This window comes from Micromonospora sp. CA-249363 (assembly GCF_050950185.1).
In the GTDB taxonomy this organism is placed as follows: Bacteria; Actinomycetota; Actinomycetes; order Mycobacteriales; family Micromonosporaceae; genus Micromonospora.
The window spans coordinates 4,398,196-4,421,838 of the sequence record NZ_CP192020.1 but is presented as its reverse complement, the minus strand read 5'-3'; the positions used below and the strand labels follow the sequence as shown (position 1 = coordinate 4,421,838).

The following is a 23,643-nucleotide window of genomic DNA, read 5'->3' as shown; positions in this document are numbered from 1 at the left end:
GGTGGGCCTTGGTGGGCGCGATCCTCGCGGTGCTGACCGTGGGGTGCAGCCAGGTGACGGCTCGGGGTGACGCGGCGGCCGAGGTCGCCGTGCGGATGCTGAGTGCCGTCGTCGCGAAGGACGGGGTTGCCGCCTGCTCTCTCCTGGCGCCGGATACCGCGGCCGGGCTGGAGCACTCGGTTGACATGCCGTGCGCCGAGGCGATCCTGGGCGAGAACCTGCCCGGGCCGGGGCAGGTCTCGGCCAGCGAGGTGTACGGCCAGCAGGCGCAGGTACGACTCGACGGCGACACCGTCTTCCTCTCCGTCTTTCCCGGTGGCTGGCGCGTGGTCGCCGCGGGTTGCACCGCCCGTGACGACAAGCCCTACGACTGCGTACTACGGGGAGGTTGAGTCATGCGCTCCCAGGTCGTGCTGTTGCTGCTCGTGATCGTCGTGGGCCTGCTCTACTTCGCCGCGCTGGGGGTGCTGCATCGGTGAGACGGTTCCTGCACGAGAACTCTCTCGGACTGGTGTTCGGTCTCCTGTTCCTCGCCGCCCTGGCGGGCCAGGCGTTCGCCGGGCACGCCTTCTTCAACCAGCAGCAACTCAACGAGGGTCTACAACCAATCTCACTCGGCCGCTATCTCACGTCGGCAAGCTTCGCTGTCAACGTCACCGAGAACTGGCAGTCGGAGTACCTGCAGTTCTTCCTCTACATCCTCCTGACCGTCTGGCTGCTGCAGAAGGGATCACCGGAATCCGGGGGACTCGACCAGGCAGGCCGCGAATCGGACGAGGACCAGTTGGTCGGCGCTCGCGCTTCCGCCAGCTCGCCGGCGTGGGCGAAGGCCGGTGGCCTACGGCAGGCTTTGTTCTCCCACTCGTTGGGACTGGCCCTCGGAGTGGGCTTCGTGCTGTCGTGGTTGGCCCAGTCCATCTCCGGGGTTGCCGCGTACAACGAGCAGCAGCTCGGCAACCTCCAAGATCCGGTGTCCTGGGGTCAGTACCTGCTTCAGCCTGACTTCTGGAACCGCACGCTGGAGAACTGGGAGTCCGAACTGCTGGCTGTCTCGACCATGGTCGTCCTGTCGATCTACCTGCGTCAGCGGGGGTCCTCACAATCCAAGCCGGTCGGCGCGGCGCACACCTCGACCGGAACGGAAGACTGAGCGGATCGTGAGCATGCGTGGTGACCTGGCCGGCTGCGATGCCACCGGGCCGGACGTGATCAGCTCTGCGGCTGTTGCCCCTGCGGTCCTGCCAGCCATGTCCCGACCTGCCTCAGCGGCTGGCTGCTGTTGACGAATTTCCTCATCCGTTGCCAGGCGGCCTGGGTCGGAGAACCGCCCAGCACGCCGCCGAGACCCTGCAGGCCGGCGCCAGCAGCGGTTCCGCTGTTCTGAGCCAGTTGCTGGGTGGTCTGTCCGAGCTGCTGGGTGGCCTGTCCGAGTTGTTGACCGACCTGCTGGGTCGCCTGCTGCAGCGTCTGCGACAGCGGCCCATCGGGGCCCAGCGCCTCCTGTGCCGTCTGCCCGACCTGGTTCACCGCCGTGTCCACCGTCTTCAACACCGACTCGACGATCTGAGGGTTGCGTTCGATTGTGCGCAGGGCGCTGTCGAGAATGCCCTGGAGCTCGTCGAGCCGAACCTCGAGCATCGCCTCGGCCTCGACGCCCTTGATATCGATCTTCACCGTGCCGAGATGGGCCTGCACCCCCACGTCCAACTGGAGGAGGCTGCCGAGCCGGGCTCGGAGAGAGACCGAGGCGTCCAGATCGTCGACCTCGACGTAGACCTGTTCGACCTTGACCTGCGGGATCTGAAGGACGACGTCCGGGTCTGACATCGTCTTGCTGCTGTTCCCGCCGGCCCGTTGAGGAAGGCCCTGCCCACTTCGCTTCGAGGCGACCGGGCGTTCGCCGGGCTCGACACCTCTTGGCCCCTCGGCGGCGTCGAGATTCCGGCCCTGACCGGCGAATTCCGCGCCTTCTCCGGCGTCGCGCTGCCGATCAGCCTGCTCACGCGGATGCGCGCGCGACTCCCGTGCGTCCGTGTGCCGGCTCTCCGGTTCGGCCATCCGCACTCCTCGGGCTTCGCCTGACTCACGGACTGGATGGGGCGCACGATCGGTATGCGCTTCGATCCTCGGCCCATCCGCTCGGACCCGGTGGCGGTCTACCCGTGCGCCGATGGACAAAACGGCTCAGGGATGCAACCGGCGGACGCGGCGGTGAAGGTGTATGGACTCGCTGTGGTTCACCTCGGACAACCTCTCGAACCGGATTGCCGCGGGTGCCCGCCGCCGGCGGATGTCAGGACGGCTCGTCCTGCTTCACGTCGGTGGCGGAGGACGGTGGGTGATGTCTCGGGTCGGGCGGAAGTGGTACAGGCCAGCGCTGGTGATGGCGTAGAAGACGGGCAAGAGAAGGAAGATGGCCAGGCCGACCAAGGGAGCGAACAGATAGCCGACCAGTCCTGCGAGGACGTACAGAACGACCCCGGCGAGGGCTCTGAACCGCTCGACGGGAAAGAAGCCGCCCTTGGCCTGGTCCTTCAGCAGGTCCGGGTTCCGGGCCAGGTAGTGGTAGAACGCCAGCCACGACGCGCACAGCAACGCGCCGATCAACGCGTAGAAGGCGACGGCCACCCGCTGGTCCGCGTTGTTGTGCTCCTGTAGCGCGTGCGACACGACGGCGGTCGGAAAGGGCAGCAGCGCCGTACTGAACAGCACGAACAGGTTCACCCAGTGCAGGCCGCGATCGGTCTGTTGGATGCGGTTGAACGCCGCCTTGTGGTTGAGCCAGACGACGGCCACGTACGAGTAGGACGCGAGGTACGCGCCGTACGAGGGCCACTGCTCGAGCAGGCCGGTCAGCAGATGGCCGGGAGGTACGTCCGGCACCCGGAGGTCCAGGACCAGCAACGTGATGATGATGGCGAAGATGGCGTCGCTGAACGCCACGGCGCGGCTGGTGTCTGATCGGGTGCCTAGGTCTGCGTCTGGCCCGCTCACCGACTGCGCCTACCCAGGGTCCTCGGTGGCAAACGGCTGGACGACCTTGTCGGGGATGCTCGGCGCCCGGTGGGCCGGGCGTCTCGGGGTAAGACGACGCATCCGGCCACCGGAAGTTTCGCGGTGGCCGGATGCGGGTGGGCGTCAGGGTTTGAGGACGACCTTCTCGCAGTTGTCCTGCTTGTTCTTGAAGATCTCGAAGCCGCGTTCTGCCTGGTCGAGCGGCAGGGTGTGGGTGATGATCCGGGTCGGGTCGATCTCCCCCCGTTCGATGCGCTGCAGCAGCGGTTTCATGTAGCGCTGCACGTGGCACTGACCGGTCCGCAGGGTCAGTGCCCGGTTCATCCAGGCCCCGGCCGGGAACTTGTCGAGGAAGCCGCCGTACACGCCGATGACCGACACGATGCCGCCGCTACGGCAGGACAGGATCGCCTGCCGCAGCGCGTGCGGACGCTCGGTCTCCGAGCGGACCGCCTGCTTGATCCGGTCGTACGCGTGCACGTGCGCGGCACCGTGGGTGGATTCCATGCCGACCGCGTCGATGCACTTGTCCGGCCCCCGCCCGCCGGTCAGTTCCAGCAGCCGGGACCGCACGTCCACGTCCTCGAAGTTGATCGTCGTGTGGCCCGCTCGTTCGGCCATCTGCAGCCGGTACGGCTCCTTGTCGATGGCGATGACCTTCGCGGCACCGAGCACCCGGGCGCTGTCCATCGCGAACTGCCCGACCGGACCCGCGCCCCACACGGCGACCACGTCGGTGGGCTGGATGTCGCACATCTCGGCGCCCATGTAGCCGGTGGGCAGGATGTCGGAGAGGAACAGCACCTGCTCGTCGGTCAGGTCGGACTCGATCTTCAGCGGACCGACGTCGGCGAACGGCACCCTCGCGTACTGTGCCTGACCGCCGGCGAACCCGCCGGTCAGGTGGGAGTAGCCGAAGATGCCGGCCACCGGGTGACCGAACATCTTCTCCGCGATGCCGGCGTTGGGGTTGGAGTTCTCGCAGCAGGAGTACAGCTCGGCGGCGCAGGCCCCGCACGCGCCGCAGGCGATCGGGAACGGCACCACCACCCGGTCGCCGACGCGCAGCCGACCCGGGTCGACGCCCCGGCCGACCTCGACCACCTCGCCCATGAACTCGTGACCCATGACGTCGCCGTCCTGCATCGTGGGCACGTACCCGTCCAAGAGGTGCAGGTCCGAGCCGCAGATCGCGGTGGAGGTGATCCGTACGACGGCATCGCGGTCGTTCAGGATCTTCGGGTCCGGCACGTCACGAACCTTCACCTTGTTGCGACCCGCCCAGGTGTTCGCCCTCACGCGCCTGCCCCCTTCGCCAGCTCGGAGTCCGACAGCGGTTGCGCCGGACGCTGCGGGAACTCCTTACGGGCCCGCTTGCCCCAGGGGGCGCCCTCGGACCGGACCACCTGCCCGGTCTCCAGCACCTGCTTGAGCCGGCGCAGGTCGTCGTCGAGCTGCTGGTGCGGATCTTCACCGAAGTACCTGGCGACCGCCTTGCCGACTGCCCCGCCCGGGATGTCGTACGACATGACGACGTGCACCTCGGTGCTGGAACCATCCGGGGCGGGCACGAACCGGACGGTGCCGGCGTTCGGCACGTCGGCGTTCCCGGTGGACCGCCACGCGATCTTCTCGCCGGGAGCCTCGTCGGTGATCTCCGCGTCCCACTCGACGTTCTTTCCGAAGGGCGCGCTGGCGGACCAGTGGCTCGTACGGTCGCCGGTGGCGCGGATCTGCTCAAGGTGTGCCATGAACGTGGGGAGGTTGTCCAGGTCACGCCAGAACGCGTAGACCGTGGGTGCGGGTTTGCGGATGGTTGTCGTCGCTGTCAGCTCCATGGGTCCTCCTTGGCGTGAGCCTCGTACCGCCGGCGCCGAACCGATCCTCTTGGCGCGGGTGGCCTGTACGGCGGTCAGCAGGTCCACCACCGTGATCCCGACGATGGCGCCAGTGACACCGACGAGGCGACGTCGGCGGTGCCCGCTACGGTGGGCGATGGCCACCCCGAGAGAGGCCAGGTCCATCGCGTCGCCCACGACCCGGGTCCATGCCCAGATACCCTTGCGGCGGCTCGTCAGGAGCCCGGCCGCATGGACCAGCTCCCGCGCCCCGACAAGGGGCACCATCGCCCGGGAGGTCGAGGAGTCGTCCACTCCGCTGATCCGGCGCACCGTGTCCGGTGCCGCCAGTTGTGCCACCCCCAGACCGAGACTCATCCAGCCGAGCTGGCGTCCTCGCCGTCGCACGTCGTCGTCCCTGGACCGGGCCGCCTCTCGGCTTGCTAGTTGAGTCACGGGTACCTCCGCATCCGGTCGCACCCCGGCCGAGCCATTCCGGCTCATGGAAGTCCGGTACGCGACCCACAGAGGTCCCGCATACCCCTCGAAAATCGCCTCAATCCGCGCATCGGTCGCGGTACGGAGGGGATCCCTGTCCCGCTGCTCAGCCGGCGTCAAGGCCGCGACCGCCAGCAGCAGCCGCTGCTCGGCAAGGAGCGGTGGCGTTTCGGTCGTCCCAGGCGGGATGCGCCGCTACGGGCTCAGGCCCGGTCGGATCCCCCGGGTCCTGAGCCCTTCAGCGGGTCAGGCCCTCGCCATCTGGCGGACGTTCTCGCCCTGGGCGAACACCTCGACCATCTTGGCGCAGAAGGCCGGAAGATCACCGGGGTTGCGGCTGGTGACCAGGCCGTTGTCGACCTGAACCTGTTGGTCCACCCAGTTCCCGCCCGCGTTGCGGATGTCGGTCCGCAGACTGGGGAACGAGGTGACGGTCCGGCCGTTCACCATGCCGGTCTCGACCAGTGACCAGGGGCCGTGGCAGATCGCCGCGACCGGCTTCTGTTGCTGGAAGAACGCCCGGACGAAGTCCATGGCCTGCGGGTTCATTCGGAGCCGGTCGGGGTTGACCGTCCCGCCCGGCAGCAGCAGGGCGTCGTAGTCGGCCGCGTTGGCCTCGTTGACGGTCCGGTCCACCCGGTAGCGGTTGGCCGGGTCGATGTCCTGGTTCATCGACTGGATCTCGCCGGGGTTCAACGAGATCAGGTGGACCTCGGCGCCCGCCTGCTCCGCGGCGGCTCGGGACTGGGTGTACTCCACGTCCTCCACCCCGTCGGCGGCGAGACAAGCGATTCGTTTGCCGGTCAGTGGCTGCTGGTTCTGCGCCATGTCGGGTGGCCTCTCCCTCGCGGCGCCGCCCCGTCGACGGCGCATCGTTCGCTCGCGGCCGCCTTCCCGGTGCTGGGACCGGGAAACAGGTCACCGACGCTCGCTCAGGGGTGGACGGATCGGTCCGCTCGCCGATCGGACCGGGTCTGCGCGGGGCGGGGCCGCCCTCCGAGACTGCCCTCGCTCGAAGCGGGTAACGCACTGATTAACTGCCGCCGAGGCCCCGGAAAGGCCGACATGACTCTCCCTACCGCTGCGATCGAACTGCCGTCCGGCCAGAGCATGCCCGTGCTCGGCCAGGGCACGTGGTACCTGGGTGAGCACCCTGGGCGGCGACGCGATGAGATCTCCGCCCTGCACACTGGCCTGGACCTGGGCATGACCTTGATCGACACCGCCGAGATGTACGGCGACGGCGCCGCCGAGGAGCTTGTCGGCGAGGCCATCGCCGGACGGCGTGATGACGTGTTCCTGGTCGACAAGGTGCTGCCGTCGAACGCCAGCCGGCAGGGAACCGTGCAGGCCTGCCGTCGCAGCCTGCAACGACTCGGCGTCGACCATATCGATCTCTATCTGCTGCACTGGCGCGGCAGTCATCCGCTCGCGGAGACGGTCGAGGCGTTCGCCGAACTCGTCGACGCCGGTGACATCGGGCAGTGGGGCGTGAGCAACTTCGACCTGTCCGACATGACCGAGCTGCTCGATGCGGGCGGGAACGACTGCGCGACCAACCAGATCCTGTACAACCTCACCCGCCGCGGTCCCGAGTACGACCTGCTGCCTTGGCTACGTGAACACCGGATCCCGGTGATGGCGTACTCCCCGATCGAGCAGGGCAGACTGCTCGGCCACGACCAGCTCCAGGAGGTGGCCGCGCGGCACGGGGCGACGCCCGCTCAGGTCGCGCTGGCCTGGGTGCTGCGGCAGGAAGCGGTCGCGGCCATTCCCCGATCGTCCAACTCGGAACACACCCGGGAGAACGCGGAAGCGCGCGACCTGCACCTGACCGAGGAAGACGTCGCGGCGCTCGACACGGCGTTCCCGCCACCCACCAGCCCGCAACCGCTGGAGATGTTGTAGGGCTCTGACCAGCGAGAATTCTGCGACTGTCACGAATACCCCTGCGCGATCCGCACTTTATGAAAGTGTTTGCCCTGAAGGGTGCCGATTATCGACGGCAGCCGCGAGCAGATCAAGTGACAGGGGCGAACATGAAGTGGCTGATCGGTGGAGCGGCCGCGGTTGCCGGCGGTATGGTCGCCCGGCGCCTGCTCGGCGGGGCTGACGGCGACGACCAGTGGCAACGGGGCCAGGCCCGGCGGCGCGGGGCGCGGTGGCACGTGGCGACGGTGAACCGACCGGCGGGTGATGTCGCCCCCGGGGGCCGGTTGCCCGAGCCGCTGGCCGGGCTCGGGGACGCCGTCGAGGTCCAGGTCCGGCCGGCCCCGGGCGGCCGGGGGACCGAGATCGCCGTACGGCTGCGCGACGGCGCCCGGCTCCCGGTTGTCGCCGCAGCCCAACGGGTGACCGGCCGGGATCCCGAACAGGCGGTCCGGGCTGCGCTGCGAGAGTCGAAGCAACTGATTGAGACCAGCGAGGTCCTGCACCCGGACTATCCGCCCACCACCGAGCCGACTCTGATGAACACACCACTGCGAATGGCCACCCGACAGGGCCGGCGGGAGGGACGACAGTGAGGGCGCTCGTCTGGGAGGGAGCCAACGAGCTCGCGGTGCGGCAGGTGCCGGACCCGCAGATCCGCAACGAGCAGGACATCATCGTGCGGGTCCGTCGGACGGTGACCTGCGGTTCTGATCTGCACCTGCTCGGCGGGTACATCCCGTTCATGGAACGCGGTGACGTCCTCGGGCACGAGTTCCTCGGCGACGTAGTCGAGGTCGGTCCGCAGGTCCGCAACCACAAAGTCGGCGACCGGGTCGTCGTCTGCTCGTTCATATCCTGCGGCAAGTGCTGGTACTGCCAGCAACAACAGTTCTCGCTGTGCGACAACGGGAACACGAACCCGATGATCACCGAGAACGTCTGGGGCGCGGCGCCCGGAGGCTGCTACGGCTACTCGCACGCACTGGGGGGCTTCGCCGGCAGCCACGCCGAGTACATCCGCGTCCCCTACGCCGACCAGGGCGCCTTCACCGTCCCGGACGAGGTGAGCGACGAGCGCGCGCTCTTCGCCTCCGACTCCGCGCCGACGGGATGGATGGGCGCTGACCTCGCCGGCGTCAAACCGGGCGATGTCGTGGCGGTCTGGGGCGCCGGCGCGGTGGGGCAGATGGCGGCTCGGGCGTCCGTGCTGCTCGGTGCCGATCGGGTGATCGTGATCGACCGACTCGACAACCGGCTCCAGATGGCCCAGACACATCTCGGCGTCGAGACACTGAACTACGAGCAGCAGGACGTCGGCGGCGAATTGTTGGAGCGCAGTGGCGGCCGGGGCCCCGACGTGTGCATCGAGGCAGTGGGTATGGAGTCGCACAGCAACGGTCCGCAATTCTGGTACGACCAGGTCAAGCAGCAGCTGCGCATCGAGTCCGACCGCCCGATCGCCGCCCGGGAGGCGATCTACAACTGCCGCAAGGGCGGCAGTGTCTTCGTCCTGGGCGTGTTCGCCGGCCTGGTCGACAAGTTCCCGCTCGGAGCGGTGATGAACAAGGGGCTGACGCTGCGCGGCGCACAGCAGCACGGACAGCGCTACATTCCCATGCTGCTGGAGCGGATGGCCCGCGGCGAACTGGTCACCGAACATCTCGCGACACACACCATGCCGTTGGACGAAGCGCCGCGCGGCTACGAGATGTTCAAACAGAAACTCGACGGATGCGTGCGAGCCGTCTTCCAGCCCACCAACTGATGATCCCGTCGCGCCCAGCGCGACCCCGGCGGCGTGGGCCCCGCTCAGCTCGCGCCGCCGGACCGCTCGCTGCCCTTCTCGTCCTGCCAGCCGCCGGGGTGGGGATGGTAGCCGTATGCGGCAGCCCGGACGGTCTCCTCGTTCTCCAGCCCTGAGCCGATCGCGCCGCCGACAGTGGCCAGTGAGCTGGTGATCCAGGCGAGCGTCAGATAATCGACGGCGTTCACCTGCCGCTGTAGAACCTGCTCGAACACCGATGTGTCGATCAGCAGCGCCCCGACGAGCACCGTTCCCACGAACAGCACCACGTAGGACACGGCTGTGGCCAGACTGAGAGTGAGGATCGTACCCAGGTTGAACAGCCGTGCCAGCTCGGCCGGCGTCTCGCGGCTCGGCTTCTCCCACAGGTCGTGCGCGATGATCAACCAGGCCACCAACGCGCTCAACCCGAGCACCATGATCACAGCCAGCCGGAGTCCGCCGAGGGCATCGCCCATCTGCCAGATGGTGTCCGTGGTGAGCGCGAACGCAGCGGTGCCGAACGCGCCGACCAGCAGCTTGGACAGGCCCAGCAGGGCCCGTCCAGGACGGTTGGCGCGGACCATGCCGGTCAGCAGGCGCGCCCGGCCGATCAGCCCCGAGGCGAGGTAGCGCCGCTCACCGGGGTCGGCCCCGTCGATCACCCGACGGACGGCGGGAAGGTGCCGTGTCATCTCGGCCGGCGCCTGGTCGGCCGCCGGCACCCGGTGGTCGGAGCCGTCGGCCAGCAGCTGGCCCACCAGATCCGGGACGGCTGCGCGGACCGAGCGCATCTGGCGCAGTCCCAGCGCGGGCAGGGAAATCATCCCGACTTGACGCCGGCCGGAGGTCTGCGCGACCAGGGGTGCCCGCCCGGCGTGCAGTGGCAGGTCGGTCAGGCAGATGGCAACGTCCCAGTGGTCGTCCGTACGCCGCCTGGCAAGATCGTCGAGCAGCGCCTCCGCGCCGCCATCGCGACGCGGCGCCACCTCGCCCCAGCCTTCCCGGACGGTCCACCGCACGTCCGCGCTCACCCGCTCGACGAGCCCGCCGGTCAGCTCGGAGATGAGCCTCGCCGCCACCCGGGCCGGCTGATCCGGCGGGGTTGCCACCAGTCCCACGACTACTTCCGGGCGACGCCCTTCGCTGTGGGTCACCGCTGCTCCTCACCGGTAGCCGGGGTTTGGCCGACGACGGCGAAAACCGGGGGTGTCGCTACGCATGCGTCGAACCGGACGGCCCGCCCACGCAGCCTAAGAGACCATCCCGATGGGTGCAGCCGATTCGCCGGGCTTGGGTCTTCCCCGATGGCAGTGGACGCGCGGCGGGTCCGGGTTCCCGGCAATCCAGCCGATGACCACCGCCGGGTCGGCTCCGGCGGCGGGGACGATCAGGCGTTGGCCGCCGCGGCCGCTCTGGCGTCGTACGCCTGACGCGCCTCGACGATCTCCCGCTGGTGGTCCTCGGTCCAGGTGACCAGCGCCTGGACCGTCTGCTGCAGCGTCTCGGCGAGCGGCGTGAGTTCGTACTCGACCTTGGGTGGGATGACCGGATGGACGGTCCGGTGCACCAGCCCGTCGCGTTCCAACTGTCGCAGGGTGACCGTGAGCATGCGCTGGCTGACCCCGTCGATCTCTCGCATCAGTTCGGTGAACCGCAGCCGTCGACACTCAAGCAACGCGATCACCAGCAGCGACCATTTGTCCGCGATGCGGTCGAGGATGTGCCGGACCTCGCAGTCGGCGCGGGTGTCCCACTGGAACGCGTCCTCGTAGCCCTCGGTACTGCGGCAGTAAGTCGGTGACTCTGAAGTGCCTTCTTCCACAGTCACCCATCCTGGCGGAGCATCGGAGCGGTTACAAGAAGGAACCGACTTCCGAAGGAGAACCTTGATGGTGGCGCCACCTGTGCCCCGTACCGACCGGGCCGCTCTGCTCGCGGTCCTCTGCGGTGCGATCTTCCTGGAGGGCATCGACGTGTCGATGATGGGCGTCGCCCTGCCCTCGATCCGTGCCGACCTGAGTCTGTCCACCTCGTCGTTGCAATGGGTGGTGAGCGCGTACGTACTCGGCTATGGGGGATTCGTGCTGCTCGGCGGCCGCGCGGCCGATCTGCTGGGCCGCCGCCGGATGTTCCTCGGCTGGCTGGTCGTCTTCATCGCCTTCTCCGGGGTCGGTGGCCTCGCCACCGAGGGCTGGATGCTGCTGCTCGCCCGTTTCGTGACCGGGGTGGCCGCCGCGTTCCTGGCCCCGGCCGGGTTGTCGATCATCACCACCAGCTTCGCCGAGGGGCGGGCCCGGGACCGCGCTGTCCTGGTCTACGCCGGTGCGGCGGCCGGCGGCTTCTCGCTGGGCATGGTGGCCGGTGGGTTGCTCACCGCGGTCGACTGGCGCTGGGTCTTCTTCGCGCCGGTGGTGGTGGCCACCGCCATTCTGATCGCGGCCGTACCGTTGATTCCCCGCGATCCACCCCGTCCGGCACGCGCGGGAGGCATCGACGTGCTGGGTACGGCCACCCTGACCGGCGGCATGATGCTGCTCGTCGTGGCGGTGGTCCGTGCACCGGACGTCGGTGTCGCGGTCACCCTCGGCACCTTCGCCGCCGCGTCGGTCCTGCTCGCGGTGTTCGTGGCCGGGCAGCGTCGGTCGTCCGCGCCGCTGATCCGGCTCGGCATCCTGCGCTCCGGTCCGTTGCTGCGGGCCAACGCGGGCGCGATGCTGCTGGTCGGTTCGTTCACCGGGTTCCAGTTCGTCGCGGTGCTCTACCTGCAGGAGTTGCGCGGCTGGTCCGAGTGGGAGACCGGGCTGGCACTCGCGATCATCGGCGTGGACGCCGTCCTGGCACCCACGTTGACTCCCAAGTTGGTGGACCGCTTCGGTACGCCGATGGTCGTGCTCGGCGGGTTCCTGCTGGCGGTGGCCGCGTATGCCACCTTCCTGCCGCTCGGGGCGGATTGGACGTTCCCCGCGATGGTGCCGACGTTCCTGTTGCTCGGAATCGCGTTCGCGCTCGCCTACGGGCCGTTGACGATCGCGGCGACGGACCGCGTCGCCGAGCAGGAGCAGGGCCTGGCGAGCGGAATCCTGACCATGTCGTTCCAGTTCGGGGCGGCGATCGGCCTGGCCCTCGTCACCGCGGTGGTGGTGGGCACGGAGAGCCGCGGGGCCCTGGACAGCTTCCGAGCAGCACTCGTCGTCCCGCTGGTCGCGGCCGTGATCGGCGCCGCGCTGAGCCTGCCCGGCCTGGGCGCACGGTCCTCGGCGGAGTCGCATCACCCCTGAGCGGCAGTCAGGGGTGATGCGACGCGTCGGCGTCCTCCCGCCGGGACCGGTCAGGCCGCTACCCGTCGGCGAGCGAGCACGGAACGGGATCGCCGGATCGGCGCCGACGGGGCATCATCCCTGCGCGCCGAATCCGCGGTCGTACCCGTGGTGGCAGGGTCATGCGGAGTTGCGCCACTTGCGGCCATGTCGGCCGATGAGCCGGTCGGCGTCGGTCGGGCCCCAGGAGGCGGCCTCGTAGGTGGGGATCGGCGAGTAGTCCTTCTCCCAGTGGTCGATGATCGGGTCGACGATCCGCCAGCACTGCTGAACCTCGTCACTGCGGATGAACAGCGACGCGTCACCGATCAGCGCGTCCAGGAGCAGACGCTCGTACGCCTCCGGGGACTCTTCGACGAACGTCTGGTCGTACGAGAACTCCATGGTGGCGGTGCGGACCCGGAAGGAGTGGCCCGGCACCTTGGCACCGAAGCGCAGCGAGATGCCCTCGTTCGGCTGGATCCGCAGGATCAGCGCGTCAGCTTCGAGGCCGGTGAGCTGATCGGTCGGAATGGGCAGGTGCGGCGGTCGCTGGAACTGCAGTGCCACCTCGGTGAGCCGGGCCGGCAGGCGCTTGCCGGTGCGGACGTAGAACGGCACCCCGGCCCAGCGCCAGTTGTCCACGTTGAGCCGCATGGCGGCGTAGGTCTCCGTCCGCGACAGGGGGTCGACGCCGGTCTCCTCGCGGTAACCGGCCATCAACTCCTCGCGGGTGCCACCCCGGGTGTACTGTCCCCGGACCGCGGCTTCGGCGATGTCCCGGTCGGTGGGAAGGCGGATCGCCTGCAGCAGCTTGACCTTCTCGTTGCGCAGGCCCTCGGCCTCGAACGAGGCCGGTGGCTCCATCAGTGCCAGCGCGAGGACCTGGAGCACGTGGTTCTGCACGATGTCCCGCATCGCGCCGGCGTCCTCGTAGAAGCCGCCGCGGCTGCCGACGCCGAGGGTCTCGGCGACGGTGATCTGGACGTGGTCGACCCAGGAGCGGTCCCAGATGGGCTGGAAGATCGAGTTCGCGAAGCGCAGCGCGAGGACGTTCTGGACGGTGTCCTTGCCCAGGTAATGATCGATACGAAAGACCTGGTGCTCGTCGAAGGCGCTGTGCACGACGCCGTCGAGTTCGCGGGCCGTGACCAGGTCGCGCCCGTACGGCTTCTCGATGACCAGGCGGGAGAATGAGCCTTCGCGTGGCTGGTTGAGCCCGACGCGGGCGAGTCCATTGATCACCGGCTCGAAGGCGCCGGCCGGGGTGGACAGGTAGAAGAGCCGGTTGCCGGACGTGCCCCGCTGTGCGTCGAGCTCGTCGAGGGTCTCCACGAGTCGCTTGTAGGTCTCCGGGTCGTCGTAACCGCCGGTCACGTACCGCACGCCGCCCTGGAGTTGCCGTTTGCTGGCGAGGGCGTGTTCCCCGAGCGCGCTCTCGGCGAACTGCTCGTCGGTCATCGACGTGCGCGCGACACCGACGAGCGCGAACTGATCCGGGAGTCGCTCGTGCCGAGCCAGGCTCTCTACCGCTGGCAGCAGCTTGCGCCGGGTCAGGTCACCGGACGCACCGAAGATCACCAGCGTGGCCGGCGGGGCACTCCGCTCCTGGATGAGCTGGGATGCGTGGTCCATTGTCTGCGTTCCTCCGGGCACAAGTGGTGTGGGGTGGGGGATGCCGTGCTGTCAGGCCAGGAATTGGGCGGCTGTGGCAGTGGTGTCCGACGGCCACCCGGCGTGGCTCGTTGGTTGCGGAGCTTGAGCCTCGCATGCCGGATGACGGGTAGGCGACTCGGTGACGGCGTTGGCTGGCACCGCCGCGATGGGAAACCACCCCACTCGCCGTGCATACGGCGTCCGGCCACTGGGTGCTCGCCGACGGATGGGGGAGGATGGGACCCATGCCCCAAGGCTTCGTCGCGGAACCGTCGTGCGCGGTGTGCGGACGACCGTCAGCCCACATCGAAATCGTCGCACCCGCGGCCCAACCGGAGAGCTGGCAACGCTGGCGACCGTCGCAGCGCGACGCCTTCACCGCGGCCCGACAGCCGCACGGCGGTGAGCAATGGTGGCTGCTGTACGCCGGAATCGTCGCGGGCAACGGGTCCGGACGGCCAGTGGACCCGGCAGAGGCGCACCGTATCGCCGACGCCTTCATCAAGCCGTACCGGTACGCCGCCGTCACGACGGCCGGCTTCTACGACGACGCCGGATTCTGCGAGCGGTGTGACGCCCCGTTCTGCTTCCACCACTGGAATGTGTCCAGCACAGGCTACGGACGTTGCCCCCAGGGCCACGGCAAGAGCCTGGACCCGCACTGGTGGCCTGAGGACTCGTAAGGCCTGGCCGGGCCCGCGGCCGGCGCCGGTCAGCCGGCACGCATCCCGGCCAGGACCAGACCGGCGAGCCGATCGGCGACCTGGGCGTGCCGCGCGGGTGGCAGCCCGCGCAGCGACGCGATCGCGAGCAGCCCGGCCCGCACGTCGTCCGGGCCGACACCGGCGCGCAGCAGCCCGGCGTCGCGGGCCCGCACGATCAGCACGTTCATCGCCCGCGTGTGCTCCCGACGTTCGGCCGCGAAGGCCTCGGCGACCACGCCCGGCCCCAGCAGCGCCTCGTTGAGCGCGCGATCGTGGACCTGGCGATCGGCGAACGCCCGGATCATGCCGGAGAGGGCACGCCACGGATCCGGGTCGTCGAGGGCACGGCGCATCTGCTCCCCGCAGGCCTCGACCCGCTCGGCGAGGACGGCGGTGAGCAGGTCCGCGCGGGTGGGGAAGTGCCGATAGAGGGTGGCCACCCCCACGCCCGCGCGGCGGGCGACCTCGCGCATCGGCGCCTCGACCCCCGACTCGGCGAACGCCTGCCGGGCCCCCGCCGTGATCCGGTCGCGGCGACCTCGCGCATCGGCGCCTCGACCCCCGACTCGGCGAACGCCTGCCGGGCCCCCGCCGTGATCCGGTCGCGGCGACCTCGCGCATCGGCGCCTCGACCCCCGACTCGGCGAACGCCTGCCGGGCCCCCGCCGTGATCCGGTCGCGGTTGACGCGGGCGTCCGAGCGTGGCATCCGAGACATCTCGCGTCCGCTTCTCTCTCACTTCGGCCTGGCCGGAACGGGCGTTCCGTTCACCGACTTACGGTACGGCGGGAGGTACAGCCATGTTCGCAGTGCAGTACGACCGGTTCGGCGGTCCGGAGGTGCTTCACCTCGGCGAGGCCGAGGCGCCACGGCCGGGGGTCGGGCAGATCAGGATCCGGGTACGCGCCGCCGGGGTGTCACCGGTCGACGCGGGCCTGCGTTCCGGACGCACGCCGATGAGCGCCCGGCTGAGCCTGCCGCACATTCCCGGCGTCGACGCCGCGGGCACTGTCGATGAGCTCGGCGACGACAGCGGCGAGACGGCTGTCGGGGACGAGGTCTTCGGCACCGTGGATCTCGCGAGCCTGGGCGGAGCGAGCGCGGAGTTCGCGGTGCTGCAGATGTGGGCGCCCAGACCGGCCGGGATGTCGTGGGCGCAGGCCGGGGCGGCCGGCTCCAGCGTGGAGACGGCCACCCGCGCGCTCGACCTGCTCGACCTGCGAGCCGGGATGACGCTCGTGGTCGACGGCGCGGCCGGCGGTGTGGGCAGCGTGGCAGTCCAGCTCGCCGCGAGCCGGGGCGTACACGTCATCGGCACCGCCAGGGCGGACAATCACGCGTTCCTCGCCGGGCTCGGCGCGCGGCCGGTCCGGTACGGCGCGGGACTGGCCGACCGGCTCGCCGCCCTCGGGACGACCCGGGTGGACCGCGCGCTGGATGTGGCCGGCGCCGGATCGCTGGCCGAGCTGGTCGCGGTGACCGGCGACCCGGCGGCGGTGGTGACCCTGGCCGACTTCGCCGCGGCGCAGCACGGCGTACGGCTGTCGATGGGGGCGCTGGCCGGTGAACCGGACGGCCGGCACGGCCTGCGCGCCGTGGCCGAACTGGTCGATCAGGGCCGGTTCACGGTGCCGGTCGAAGCGGTTCACCCCTTCGCCGCCGCGGCCGAGGCGCATGCGGCGATCGAGCGTGGATCCCGTCGCGGCAAGATCGTCCTGAGCGCCGTCGGCGGAGTCAACGGATCGGGGGATCAGCGCCGTACCGGCCGATGAAGCCGCCGGTCGCAGACCGTTGTCTCCGCAGGCGAGCGGCTCGCGGCAACGCGACCTGTCAGCGGAACGCGTCGATGTTGCGGGCGGCCCAGGCGGCGAAGGGGCGTGGTGCGCGGCCCAGGATGTCGGCCACGTCCGGGCTGATCCGCTGCTCACGAGCGGTCGGCGCACCGATGATCGCCAGCGTGCCCTCGACCACCGCCGGCGGCATGAACCGCAGCATCTGTTCGCGGGCTTCGTCTGGCGTCTGGTTCACGAAGCCGATCGGCTCCCCGAGCGCGGCGGCGAGTTCGGCGACCCGTTCGCGCGGCGTACTCAGGGCAGGGCCGGTCAGCTCGTAGGTGTGGCCGACATGTGCGGGGTCGAGCAGGGCGGCGGCCGCCACTTCGGCGATGTCGGCCGGGTCGATCAGAGGCAGGCCGACGTCGCCGAACGGTGCGGCGACTATCCGGTTGCCCCGGACCGGTTCGGCCCAGGCGATGGCGTTGGAGGCGAAGCCGCCGGGGCGCAGGATCGTCCAGCCGAGACCGGAGTCACGGACGAGGTCCTCGACGGCGCGCAGTGGCGCATGTGACGGCGAATCCGGTCGGGTGCCCGCCGCCTGCGAGGACTGCAGCACGATGCGCTGCACGCCACCGGCCGCGACGACCCGCAGGATTCCGCGCATGTCGAGATGAGCTCCCGCGCCCTCCACGAGCAGGAACAGCGCCTCGGCGCCGTCGAGCGCCGGACGAAGGCTCTCCGGCTGCTCAAGGTCCGCGCGATGGTGGCGAACGCCGTCCGGTACGACGAGTGGGCGTCGGCCCCGGGACACCGCCGTCACAGCCTTACCCGACGCCCCGAGGATCGACGAGAGCGTACGGCCGACGTTTCCGGTGGCTCCTACCACGACAAACATGTCTGCATCTCCAGTTCGACCGTGTCGTTCGCACGGCTGAGGGGAGACGCTAGTAGCGTTGGCATAGTAGGTACCTAGAGGATAGTAATGGGTTTGTGACGGAGGCCACGTGAAGCAGTCGGCAGATCCTGAGCTGGCATGTCCGGTGGCGCCGGTCGTCGACATCGTCTTCAGTCGATGGACCACGCCCATCCTGTGGGCTCTGCACGAATATGGTCGGCAGCGCTTTGTGGAGCTTCAACGCCGGTTGACCAGCATCACGCCGAAGGTGCTCACCCAGCGGCTGCGGCAACTCGAACGTGACGGGCTCGTGGCGCGCACCTACCACGCCGAGGTGCCTCCTCGAGTCGAGTACGAGATCACCGAGTTGGGCGCCAGCCTCGGCCCGCTCTTCGCGCACCTGGCCACCTGGGCCGATGCCCACCTCCCCGAGGTGGAGCGAGCGCGGCTCTCCTACGACGTCGGGCAATGAGCCAGGTCGGGTCCACGCCGCGCGCCGTCCTACCGACGGCGCTGGAGCCTGACCTGGACCATCGAGCCGCACGACGCTCACGCGATCTGCTTGGCCCTCGACGAGACAGGAATCGGTGGCATGCGACGACGTTCCAAGGTTCGACTGTCGGTGGGTGCAGGCGCAGCGAGGAAGGCCAGGACCTTCGTGTTCAGCTTGCCGTTCATCGCGGTCGGAGGGTTCCTGCTCTGGGTGGCCTTTGATTTGATCTTTGAGTCGCTTACGGAGAGCCCAATCAACGTGTGGGGCTCGCTGCTACCCCACGTCCTCATCTCTGCCGTGCTTGTCCTGGGGGCCTACGTCGTAGGAGCGGTCAGCTTGGCAATGGTCGCTGTGATCTCGTATGGAGCATGGCTGGACGGGACGTTGCTCGGGGAGCGTCGACTGCTCCGTACGCGGTGGGTGGACTTGTCCAAGGCTGATGTCGGAGCGGAGGGCGGCCCCAGGCGAGGCTTCATGTCACTGCTGGTCGTCACATCGAACCCGGAAGTCCGGGTGAGATTGCCCGTACAGGGAGCGAACAGCCTGCCACCGGAGGAGTTGCTCGCGTTGGCCGACGCTATTACTGCCACGAGGATGCGTCAGGGTTCGGACGACGCCGCCTTCGTAGTCGCAGACCGCCTGCGAAGCCTGGCCTCGTGATTTCCTGAACGGTGGTGTCGGCCGAGCACGGGCCGCTCCAGGCCCATCTGTAGCAGGGGAGCGGATCGACCTCCGAGATACACGTCGGACGGCCATCGTCGATGCGCCGGCCGGGCCATTGGCGACGGCAGCGGAACGTGCTCAACTGGGCTGGTGACCACCGCCCCGCGTCGCGCGGGCGGTCCTGAGTCAGTTGGCTGTAGCACCGGGAGGTCAGGTGTCGCGCCCCCCTTACCGTCCTGACGTCGTGCTCGTCCCCGCGTGGGTGGCGGAGAGTCCGGAGACGGTCGAGCGACTCAACGGGTTGCTGGCCGAGGCCGGTCTCGGCCGGCCGTTGTCCCCGCCGGCCGCCCCCGCACCGCCCGCCGTCGAACTGGTCGAACTGCCCGTTGAGGGTGACCCGGTGGCCGTTGCCCGGGCCAGCCGCCGACTGGCCGGCCGATCCGACATTGACGTGCCGGAGTGCCTGCCCGACTACGAGTGCACGGCCGCCACCGTCGAGGACGACGCCCGGCCGGAGGCGAATCTCTACCCGTACTTCCGGGCCAGCGGCTGCAAGAGCGGGCACGGCACCGTCGCCTGGCTTCCGGCGCCCGACCACGTGATGCTGCCGAAGCCAATACGGCACCCGGCCAGCCTGCTACCGGCCGGACGTCCCGTGGTGGCACTGCTCGACACCGGGGTGCGGGAGCACGACTGGCTCGTGGAGGCGAGCGGCGAGCCGTACTGGGAGGAGGCCCAGGGATGGAGGCCGTCGCGCGCCATCCCGCCGGTTGCCGGGCAGGAGAGCCGCGGCGAGGAGACCGACCAGCCGGACTTCGGCAGTCATTGGGGCCACGGCACCTTCCTCGCCGGACTGGTCCGTCTTGAGGCGCCCGACGCGCGGATCCTCTCGATGCGGGTGATGAGCGACGCGGGTCGGGTCAGCGACCTGAACGCGGCACACGCGCTCAACTGGCTGGCGGACCGGGTCGACGACGGTCAGCGCGTCGACGTCGTGCTGACCGCGTTCGGCCGTTCGGGGGCCGGCGAGGAAGAAGAGATGCAGCCGGTCCGCCACGCGCTCAAACGCCTCGCGGACCGGGGCGTTCCGGTGGTCGCCTCGGCCGGCAACGACGGTACGGACAGTCCGGTCTATCCGGCTGCCTTCGCGGCCGACCCGACTCTCACCGTGATCAGCGTCGGGGCCCACGCCTCGCCGACCACTCGAGCGTCGTACAGCAACCACGGGGTGTGGGTGCGCCAGTGGCGCGAGGGCACGAACGCGGTCAGCCTCATGCCCCTGTCCACGGCACCGGTCACCGCTCAGGGCGCCTACGCCTACTGGAGCGGCACGTCGTTCGCGGCGGCCCGGTACGCGGGTCAGCTCGCCCAGGGGCTGGTGCCGCCGCCCGTGCTGGTGCCGCCACCCGTGCGGCTTCCGGACTGATGCCATGTCCCATCTGTCGGAGACCCCGGTGGACCGCGCGGGCGCGTCGCTCGACCGCGCGGCACGCCTCGGCGAGCGTCTCGACCGGGCCAGGGCGGGCGACCGGGACGCCCTGGACGAGGTGGTCCGGGACCTCAACCCGCTGCTGTGGCACGTCGCCCGAGCGCAGGGCCTCGACGCCGAGGCGGCCGCCGATGTCGTCCAGACGACCTGGCTGGAGTTGGTACGCGGACTGCACACCATACGGTCCTCGAACGCGCTCACCGCGTGGCTGGTGACCACCGCCCGCCGGGAGTCCTGGCGGGTACGTGGGCTCGCCCAGCGTCAGACGCCGCATAATGCGGCGAGGCTGGAGTCCTCGCCCGACCCGGATCCCGGCCCGGCAGACCTGCTGCTGTCCGAAGAACGTGACCGGGCGCTGTGGCAGCACGTCGCGCGGCTGCCGGAGCGGTGCCGGGCGCTGCTGCGGATCGTCGCGCACGTCGATCGCCCCGACTACACGGCGGTGGCCGAGGCGTTGGGCATGCCTCGCGGCAGCATCGGGCCGACCCGCGGCCGGTGCCTGGCGAAGCTACGGGAGATGTTGGCCGCTGACTCGACGTGGAGCTCGACGTGACCGCCCCAGATTCCGCCGGCGAGCCGCTCGACGACCTGGACCAGGCGATTCTGGACCAGCTCGCCGCAGTTCTCAGCCGGCTCGACCCGCCGCCGTCCGACCTCGACGACCGGGTACGCCTCGTGCTGGCGCTCGACGACGTCGACCGGGAGTTCGCTCGGCTGCGCGAGGAGCAGCTGGTCGGCGCGGTGCGTGGCACGGAACGGACCCGCACCCTGACATTCGACGCGGAGAGCCGAACCGTGATGATCACGATCATGGACCGGCCCGACGGCCTGGTCCGAATCGACGGCTGGCTCGCGCCTGGCGCCGCCGTACGGGTCGAGCTGCGGTACCCCGAGCCCGAGCCGTCCCAGACGGTGGAGTCCGACGTGTCCGGCCGGTTTGTGCTGGACGGCGTGCCGCACGGCCTGGCGCAGGTGGTGGTGCACCCGGCGCGGGGTGAGCACGCGCCCCAGGTGGTCACGCCGGCCCTCGCCCTGTGACATGGACCCGGCCGCACTCGCTCGCCGAGCCACCCGTTGGCACGCGGCGGGCCTGGCGTCGAGCGACGCCGGTCAGCCGGGGCGGGCCGCCCGGGAACTGCGGGCGGGCCTGCGGCTGGCGAAGCGCCACCCCGCCCTGCGCGACATCCACGCCCGCCTGCTGATCAGCCTCGCCTGGGCCGAGTCCGAGCGCGGCCGGGTGGAGCTGGGCTTCCGGCTGCTGGACGAGGCCGAGGCGCTCGTGGCTGCGCCGCAGCGGCCGATCCTGCTCGGCCAGCGGGCCCTGCTGCTCAAGCGCAGTGGCCGCAACGCGGAGGCGCTGCGCCAGTACGACGAGTCCATTGACCTGTTGAGCGACCTGACCTATCCGCCTGATCTGGTCAAGGCGCTCAACAATCGCAGCCTCGTGCACCTGGAGGCGGGCAACGTCCGGCTCGCCCGGGCCGACCTGCGACGCTGCGCCGAGGTCGCCGCCCGGCACGGGCTCGGTCTGCACGTGGCCATGGCGCGGACCAACCTGGGTTGTCTGGACGTGATCGCCGGTGATCTGCCCGCCGCGCTGCGTGCGTTCGCCCAGTCCGACGCCGACTACCGGGTGCTCGCGCCGGGTCGGCTCGCCAACCTGGCCGTGGAACGGGCCCGCGCGTTGGTCGCCGCCGGGCTGTACCGCGAGGCCGAACGGCAACTCGAAAGCGCGGTGGAGCGGGCGGCGCAGCAGCAGCTCGGACACACGTACGCCGATGCTCTTCAGGTCCGCGCGGAGGCGGCTCTGCTTGCCGGCGAACCTGTTGCTGCCGCGCGGTGGGCCCGACGCGCCCGCGCCGCGTTCCTCGGCCGTACAAACGTCCGCCGTGCGGCCCTGGCTGCCCTGTTCGAGCTACGCGCCGACCAGGCGGTCGGCGAGGTCGACCAGGCGACGGTGGCCCGGCGCGCCGGGGTGCTGGCCGGCCGGTTGGCCCGGCTCGGGCTCCCCGAGGATGCCCGGCTCGCCGGCCTGGTCAAGGCCCGGGCGCTGGTGGCCGCGGGACGACCCCGCCGGGCGGCGGAGCTGATCGGGCGACAGTCCGGACCGCGGCGGACCGATCGGCTCGACACGCGCCTGCTCTGGCACATGGCCCGGGCGGAGGTGGCGGCCTCGGTCGGCCGGTCGGCCGAGGCGCGGCGGAGTCTGCTGGCCGGGATGGCCGCTCTGCACCGGCACCGCGCCCGGTTCGGCTGCGCCGACCTGCAGACCGGGGCCGCAGTGCACGGCCGTGACCTGGCTGAGGCGGGGCTCGCCGCGGCGCTGGCAGAGGGCTCCGCCAACGCCGTGTACCGGTGGTCCGAGCGGGCCCGGGCCCAGGCGCTGCTGCTCCCCCCGGTGCGGCCACCCGACGACCCGGTCGCTGCCGAGGCGCTGGAGGAGCTGCGCCAGCTACAGCACCGCGTCCGGCAGGCGGAACTCGCGGGCCGCCCGACCCTGGCCTTCCACAGTCGGTTGGAGGCGCTCCAGCGGGTGATCCGGGAGCGGGCCTGGGCGACGCCCGGTTCCCGGGACGTGGCGCCGCCGACGCCGGCGCCGCTGACCGCCGTGACAGCGCAGCTGGCCGGCGCGGCGCTCGTCGTGTACGTGGCCGCCGGGGACGTCCTGCGCGCGCTGGTGGTCACTGACCGGGCGACGTCGGTGGTGGTGCTTGGCGACCGCCGCACGGCGGAGGAGGCGGTACGACGGTTACGCGCCGACCTGGACGCGCAGGCGGGCCGGTCCATGCCCGCCCGGCTGGCGGCGGTGGTCCGCGCCGCAACGCGGCAGGACGCCGACCAGGTGGAGTCGATGGTGCTCGACCCGGTACTTCCGCTGGTCGGCGACCGGGACCTGGTGCTGATTCCGACCGGGCTGTTGCTGACCACGCCGTGGCACGCCCTGCCGGCGTGTGTGTCCCGGCCCGTCACGGTGGCGCCGTCGGTCGGGGTCTGGCTGGCCGCCCGGCGCCGCCTGAACGTCGGCAGGCCCGCCGGGGAGTCGGCGGCGGTGACGGTGGTGGCGGGTCCGGGAATCCCCCGAGGCGAGGCGGAGGCCCGCGCCGTCGCGTCGCTGCACCGAGGTGCCGTCCTGCTCACCGGGGCGGAGGCCACCCCGACGGCTGCACTCGCGGCGATGGCGGGCGGCGGCCTCGCCCATGTCGCCGCGCATGGGCAGCACCAGACCGAGAACCCGCTGTTCTCCACGCTGGAGCTGGCCGGCGGTCCGCTGATGGGGTACGACGTGCAGGAACTGCGGACCGCGCCCCGTACCGTGGTCCTGTCCTGCTGTGACCTGGGCCTGACCGATGTGCGGCACGGCGACGAGGCGCTCGGCATGCCGACCGCTCTGCTTGCCGCAGGCACCGCCACGGTCGTCGCGAGCGTCACCCGGGTCGCCGACGAGGGGGCCATGGAGATCATGGCGGCCTATCATCGGGCGGTCGCCGCGGGCCGGCCGTCGGCGGCCGCGCTGGCCGAGGCCGTGAGCGGCAATCAGTCCATGAGCTTCGTCTGTTTCGGTGCCGGCTGAATCAACCGCGCCAGAGTCGCGCCGACAGCAGG

Annotated in this window: 24 protein-coding genes; 14 read left to right on the top strand and 10 right to left on the bottom strand. The window is 70.5% G+C overall.

The window, feature by feature from the left end:
• Window positions 1–11: 11 nt before the first annotated feature.
• Both ACQPZK_RS20010 and ACQPZK_RS20005 read left to right on the top strand, forming a co-directional pair.
• Window positions 12–392, top strand: a complete 381-nt coding sequence (locus tag ACQPZK_RS20010) for a hypothetical protein (RefSeq protein WP_433534461.1) — start codon at window positions 12–14, stop codon at window positions 390–392.
• A gap of 83 nt (window positions 393–475) precedes the next feature.
• Window positions 476–1,150 carry a DUF6766 family protein gene (locus tag ACQPZK_RS20005; protein ID WP_433534460.1) on the top strand — a complete coding sequence of 225 codons (675 nt, stop codon included), beginning with the start codon at window positions 476–478 and terminating at the stop codon, window positions 1,148–1,150.
• Window positions 1,151–1,209: 59 nt separating this feature from the next.
• Here ACQPZK_RS20005 and ACQPZK_RS20000 read toward each other — a convergent pair whose 3' ends face one another.
• The 5 genes from ACQPZK_RS20000 to ACQPZK_RS19980 all read right to left on the bottom strand — a co-directional run bounded on the left by ACQPZK_RS20000 (window position 1,210) and on the right by ACQPZK_RS19980 (window position 6,179).
• Window positions 1,210–2,058 (bottom strand): hypothetical protein, encoded by an 849-nt coding sequence (locus ACQPZK_RS20000; protein WP_433534459.1) that lies wholly within the window; start codon window positions 2,056–2,058, stop codon window positions 1,210–1,212.
• A gap of 255 nt (window positions 2,059–2,313) precedes the next feature.
• Window positions 2,314–2,943 carry a TMEM175 family protein gene (locus tag ACQPZK_RS19995; protein ID WP_433534458.1) on the bottom strand — a complete coding sequence of 210 codons (630 nt, stop codon included), beginning with the start codon at window positions 2,941–2,943 and terminating at the stop codon, window positions 2,314–2,316.
• A 195-nt stretch (window positions 2,944–3,138) separates the two neighbouring features.
• Window positions 3,139–4,314: a zinc-dependent alcohol dehydrogenase gene (locus ACQPZK_RS19990; protein ID WP_433534457.1), complete on the bottom strand. Its 1,176-nt coding sequence runs from the start codon at window positions 4,312–4,314 to the stop codon at window positions 3,139–3,141.
• On the bottom strand, window positions 4,311–5,261 hold the full coding sequence (locus ACQPZK_RS19985; protein ID WP_433534456.1) for an SRPBCC family protein: 951 nt from the start codon (window positions 5,259–5,261) through the stop codon (window positions 4,311–4,313). The genes ACQPZK_RS19990 and ACQPZK_RS19985 overlap by 4 nt, the downstream gene beginning before the upstream one ends.
• Window positions 5,262–5,597: 336 nt before the next feature.
• Complete coding sequence (locus ACQPZK_RS19980) at window positions 5,598–6,179, bottom strand: type 1 glutamine amidotransferase domain-containing protein (RefSeq protein ID WP_433534455.1); 582 nt, start codon at window positions 6,177–6,179, stop codon at window positions 5,598–5,600.
• Window positions 6,180–6,416: 237 nt separating this feature from the next.
• On the opposite strand from ACQPZK_RS19980, the gene ACQPZK_RS19975 reads away from it, so the two are divergent.
• The 3 genes from ACQPZK_RS19975 to ACQPZK_RS19965 all read left to right on the top strand — a co-directional run bounded on the left by ACQPZK_RS19975 (window position 6,417) and on the right by ACQPZK_RS19965 (window position 9,048).
• Window positions 6,417–7,259: an aldo/keto reductase gene (locus ACQPZK_RS19975; protein WP_433534454.1), complete on the top strand. Its 843-nt coding sequence runs from the start codon at window positions 6,417–6,419 to the stop codon at window positions 7,257–7,259.
• A gap of 131 nt (window positions 7,260–7,390) precedes the next feature.
• Window positions 7,391–7,876, top strand: coding sequence for a hypothetical protein (locus ACQPZK_RS19970; RefSeq protein WP_433534453.1), 486 nt, complete (start codon window positions 7,391–7,393; stop codon window positions 7,874–7,876).
• Window positions 7,873–9,048, top strand: coding sequence for a zinc-dependent alcohol dehydrogenase (locus ACQPZK_RS19965; protein ID WP_433534452.1), 1,176 nt, complete (start codon window positions 7,873–7,875; stop codon window positions 9,046–9,048). Before ACQPZK_RS19970 ends, ACQPZK_RS19965 begins: the two co-directional genes overlap by 4 nt.
• 44 nt (window positions 9,049–9,092) lie before the next feature.
• Here ACQPZK_RS19965 and ACQPZK_RS19960 read toward each other — a convergent pair whose 3' ends face one another.
• Complete coding sequence (locus ACQPZK_RS19960) at window positions 9,093–10,223, bottom strand: hypothetical protein (RefSeq protein WP_433534451.1); 1,131 nt, start codon at window positions 10,221–10,223, stop codon at window positions 9,093–9,095.
• A 233-nt stretch (window positions 10,224–10,456) separates the two neighbouring features.
• The gene (locus ACQPZK_RS19955) at window positions 10,457–10,897 is read right to left on the bottom strand and encodes a winged helix-turn-helix transcriptional regulator (RefSeq protein ID WP_433534450.1); all 441 of its coding nucleotides are present in this window, start codon (window positions 10,895–10,897) and stop codon (window positions 10,457–10,459) included.
• 61 nt (window positions 10,898–10,958) lie between these two features.
• Between ACQPZK_RS19955 and ACQPZK_RS19950 the strand changes: the two genes are divergently transcribed.
• Complete coding sequence (locus ACQPZK_RS19950) at window positions 10,959–12,347, top strand: MFS transporter (RefSeq protein ID WP_433534449.1); 1,389 nt, start codon at window positions 10,959–10,961, stop codon at window positions 12,345–12,347.
• Between the two features lie 159 nt (window positions 12,348–12,506).
• Here the strand turns inward: ACQPZK_RS19950 and zwf are convergent, their stop codons facing one another.
• On the bottom strand, window positions 12,507–14,000 hold the full coding sequence (zwf, locus tag ACQPZK_RS19945; protein WP_433534448.1) for a glucose-6-phosphate dehydrogenase: 1,494 nt from the start codon (window positions 13,998–14,000) through the stop codon (window positions 12,507–12,509).
• 266 nt (window positions 14,001–14,266) lie between these two features.
• Between zwf and ACQPZK_RS19940 the strand changes: the two genes are divergently transcribed.
• Window positions 14,267–14,704, top strand: coding sequence for a hypothetical protein (locus ACQPZK_RS19940; protein WP_433534447.1), 438 nt, complete (start codon window positions 14,267–14,269; stop codon window positions 14,702–14,704).
• Between the two features lie 29 nt (window positions 14,705–14,733).
• Here the strand turns inward: ACQPZK_RS19940 and ACQPZK_RS19935 are convergent, their stop codons facing one another.
• Complete coding sequence (locus ACQPZK_RS19935; protein ID WP_433534446.1) at window positions 14,734–15,198, bottom strand: TetR/AcrR family transcriptional regulator; 465 nt, start codon at window positions 15,196–15,198, stop codon at window positions 14,734–14,736.
• Window positions 15,199–15,525: 327 nt separating this feature from the next.
• Here ACQPZK_RS19935 and ACQPZK_RS19930 point away from each other — a divergent pair, with 327 nt between their 5' ends.
• Complete coding sequence (locus ACQPZK_RS19930; protein WP_433534445.1) at window positions 15,526–16,497, top strand: NADP-dependent oxidoreductase; 972 nt, start codon at window positions 15,526–15,528, stop codon at window positions 16,495–16,497.
• A gap of 58 nt (window positions 16,498–16,555) precedes the next feature.
• Here ACQPZK_RS19930 and ACQPZK_RS19925 read toward each other — a convergent pair whose 3' ends face one another.
• A complete protein-coding gene (locus tag ACQPZK_RS19925; protein WP_433534444.1) occupies window positions 16,556–17,395 on the bottom strand; it encodes an NAD(P)H-binding protein in 840 nt (279 codons plus the stop codon).
• Between the two features lie 109 nt (window positions 17,396–17,504).
• Here ACQPZK_RS19925 and ACQPZK_RS19920 point away from each other — a divergent pair, with 109 nt between their 5' ends.
• The 6 genes from ACQPZK_RS19920 to ACQPZK_RS19895 all read left to right on the top strand — a co-directional run bounded on the left by ACQPZK_RS19920 (window position 17,505) and on the right by ACQPZK_RS19895 (window position 23,611).
• Window positions 17,505–17,867, top strand: a complete 363-nt coding sequence (locus ACQPZK_RS19920; RefSeq protein ID WP_433534443.1) for a winged helix-turn-helix transcriptional regulator — start codon at window positions 17,505–17,507, stop codon at window positions 17,865–17,867.
• Between the two features lie 120 nt (window positions 17,868–17,987).
• Window positions 17,988–18,548 (top strand): hypothetical protein, encoded by a 561-nt coding sequence (locus ACQPZK_RS19915; protein ID WP_433534442.1) that lies wholly within the window; start codon window positions 17,988–17,990, stop codon window positions 18,546–18,548.
• A gap of 247 nt (window positions 18,549–18,795) precedes the next feature.
• Window positions 18,796–19,977 (top strand): S8 family peptidase, encoded by a 1,182-nt coding sequence (locus ACQPZK_RS19910; protein WP_433534441.1) that lies wholly within the window; start codon window positions 18,796–18,798, stop codon window positions 19,975–19,977.
• Window positions 19,978–19,981: 4 nt separating this feature from the next.
• A complete protein-coding gene (locus ACQPZK_RS19905; protein ID WP_433534440.1) occupies window positions 19,982–20,593 on the top strand; it encodes an RNA polymerase sigma factor in 612 nt (203 codons plus the stop codon).
• Window positions 20,590–21,078: a hypothetical protein gene (locus ACQPZK_RS19900; protein WP_433534439.1), complete on the top strand. Its 489-nt coding sequence runs from the start codon at window positions 20,590–20,592 to the stop codon at window positions 21,076–21,078. The genes ACQPZK_RS19905 and ACQPZK_RS19900 overlap by 4 nt, the downstream gene beginning before the upstream one ends.
• Window position 21,079: 1 nt before the next feature.
• Entirely contained in the window at window positions 21,080–23,611 is a 2,532-nt protein-coding gene (locus tag ACQPZK_RS19895; RefSeq protein ID WP_433534438.1) for a CHAT domain-containing protein, read from the top strand.
• The last annotated feature ends 32 nt before the right edge of the window (window positions 23,612–23,643 follow it).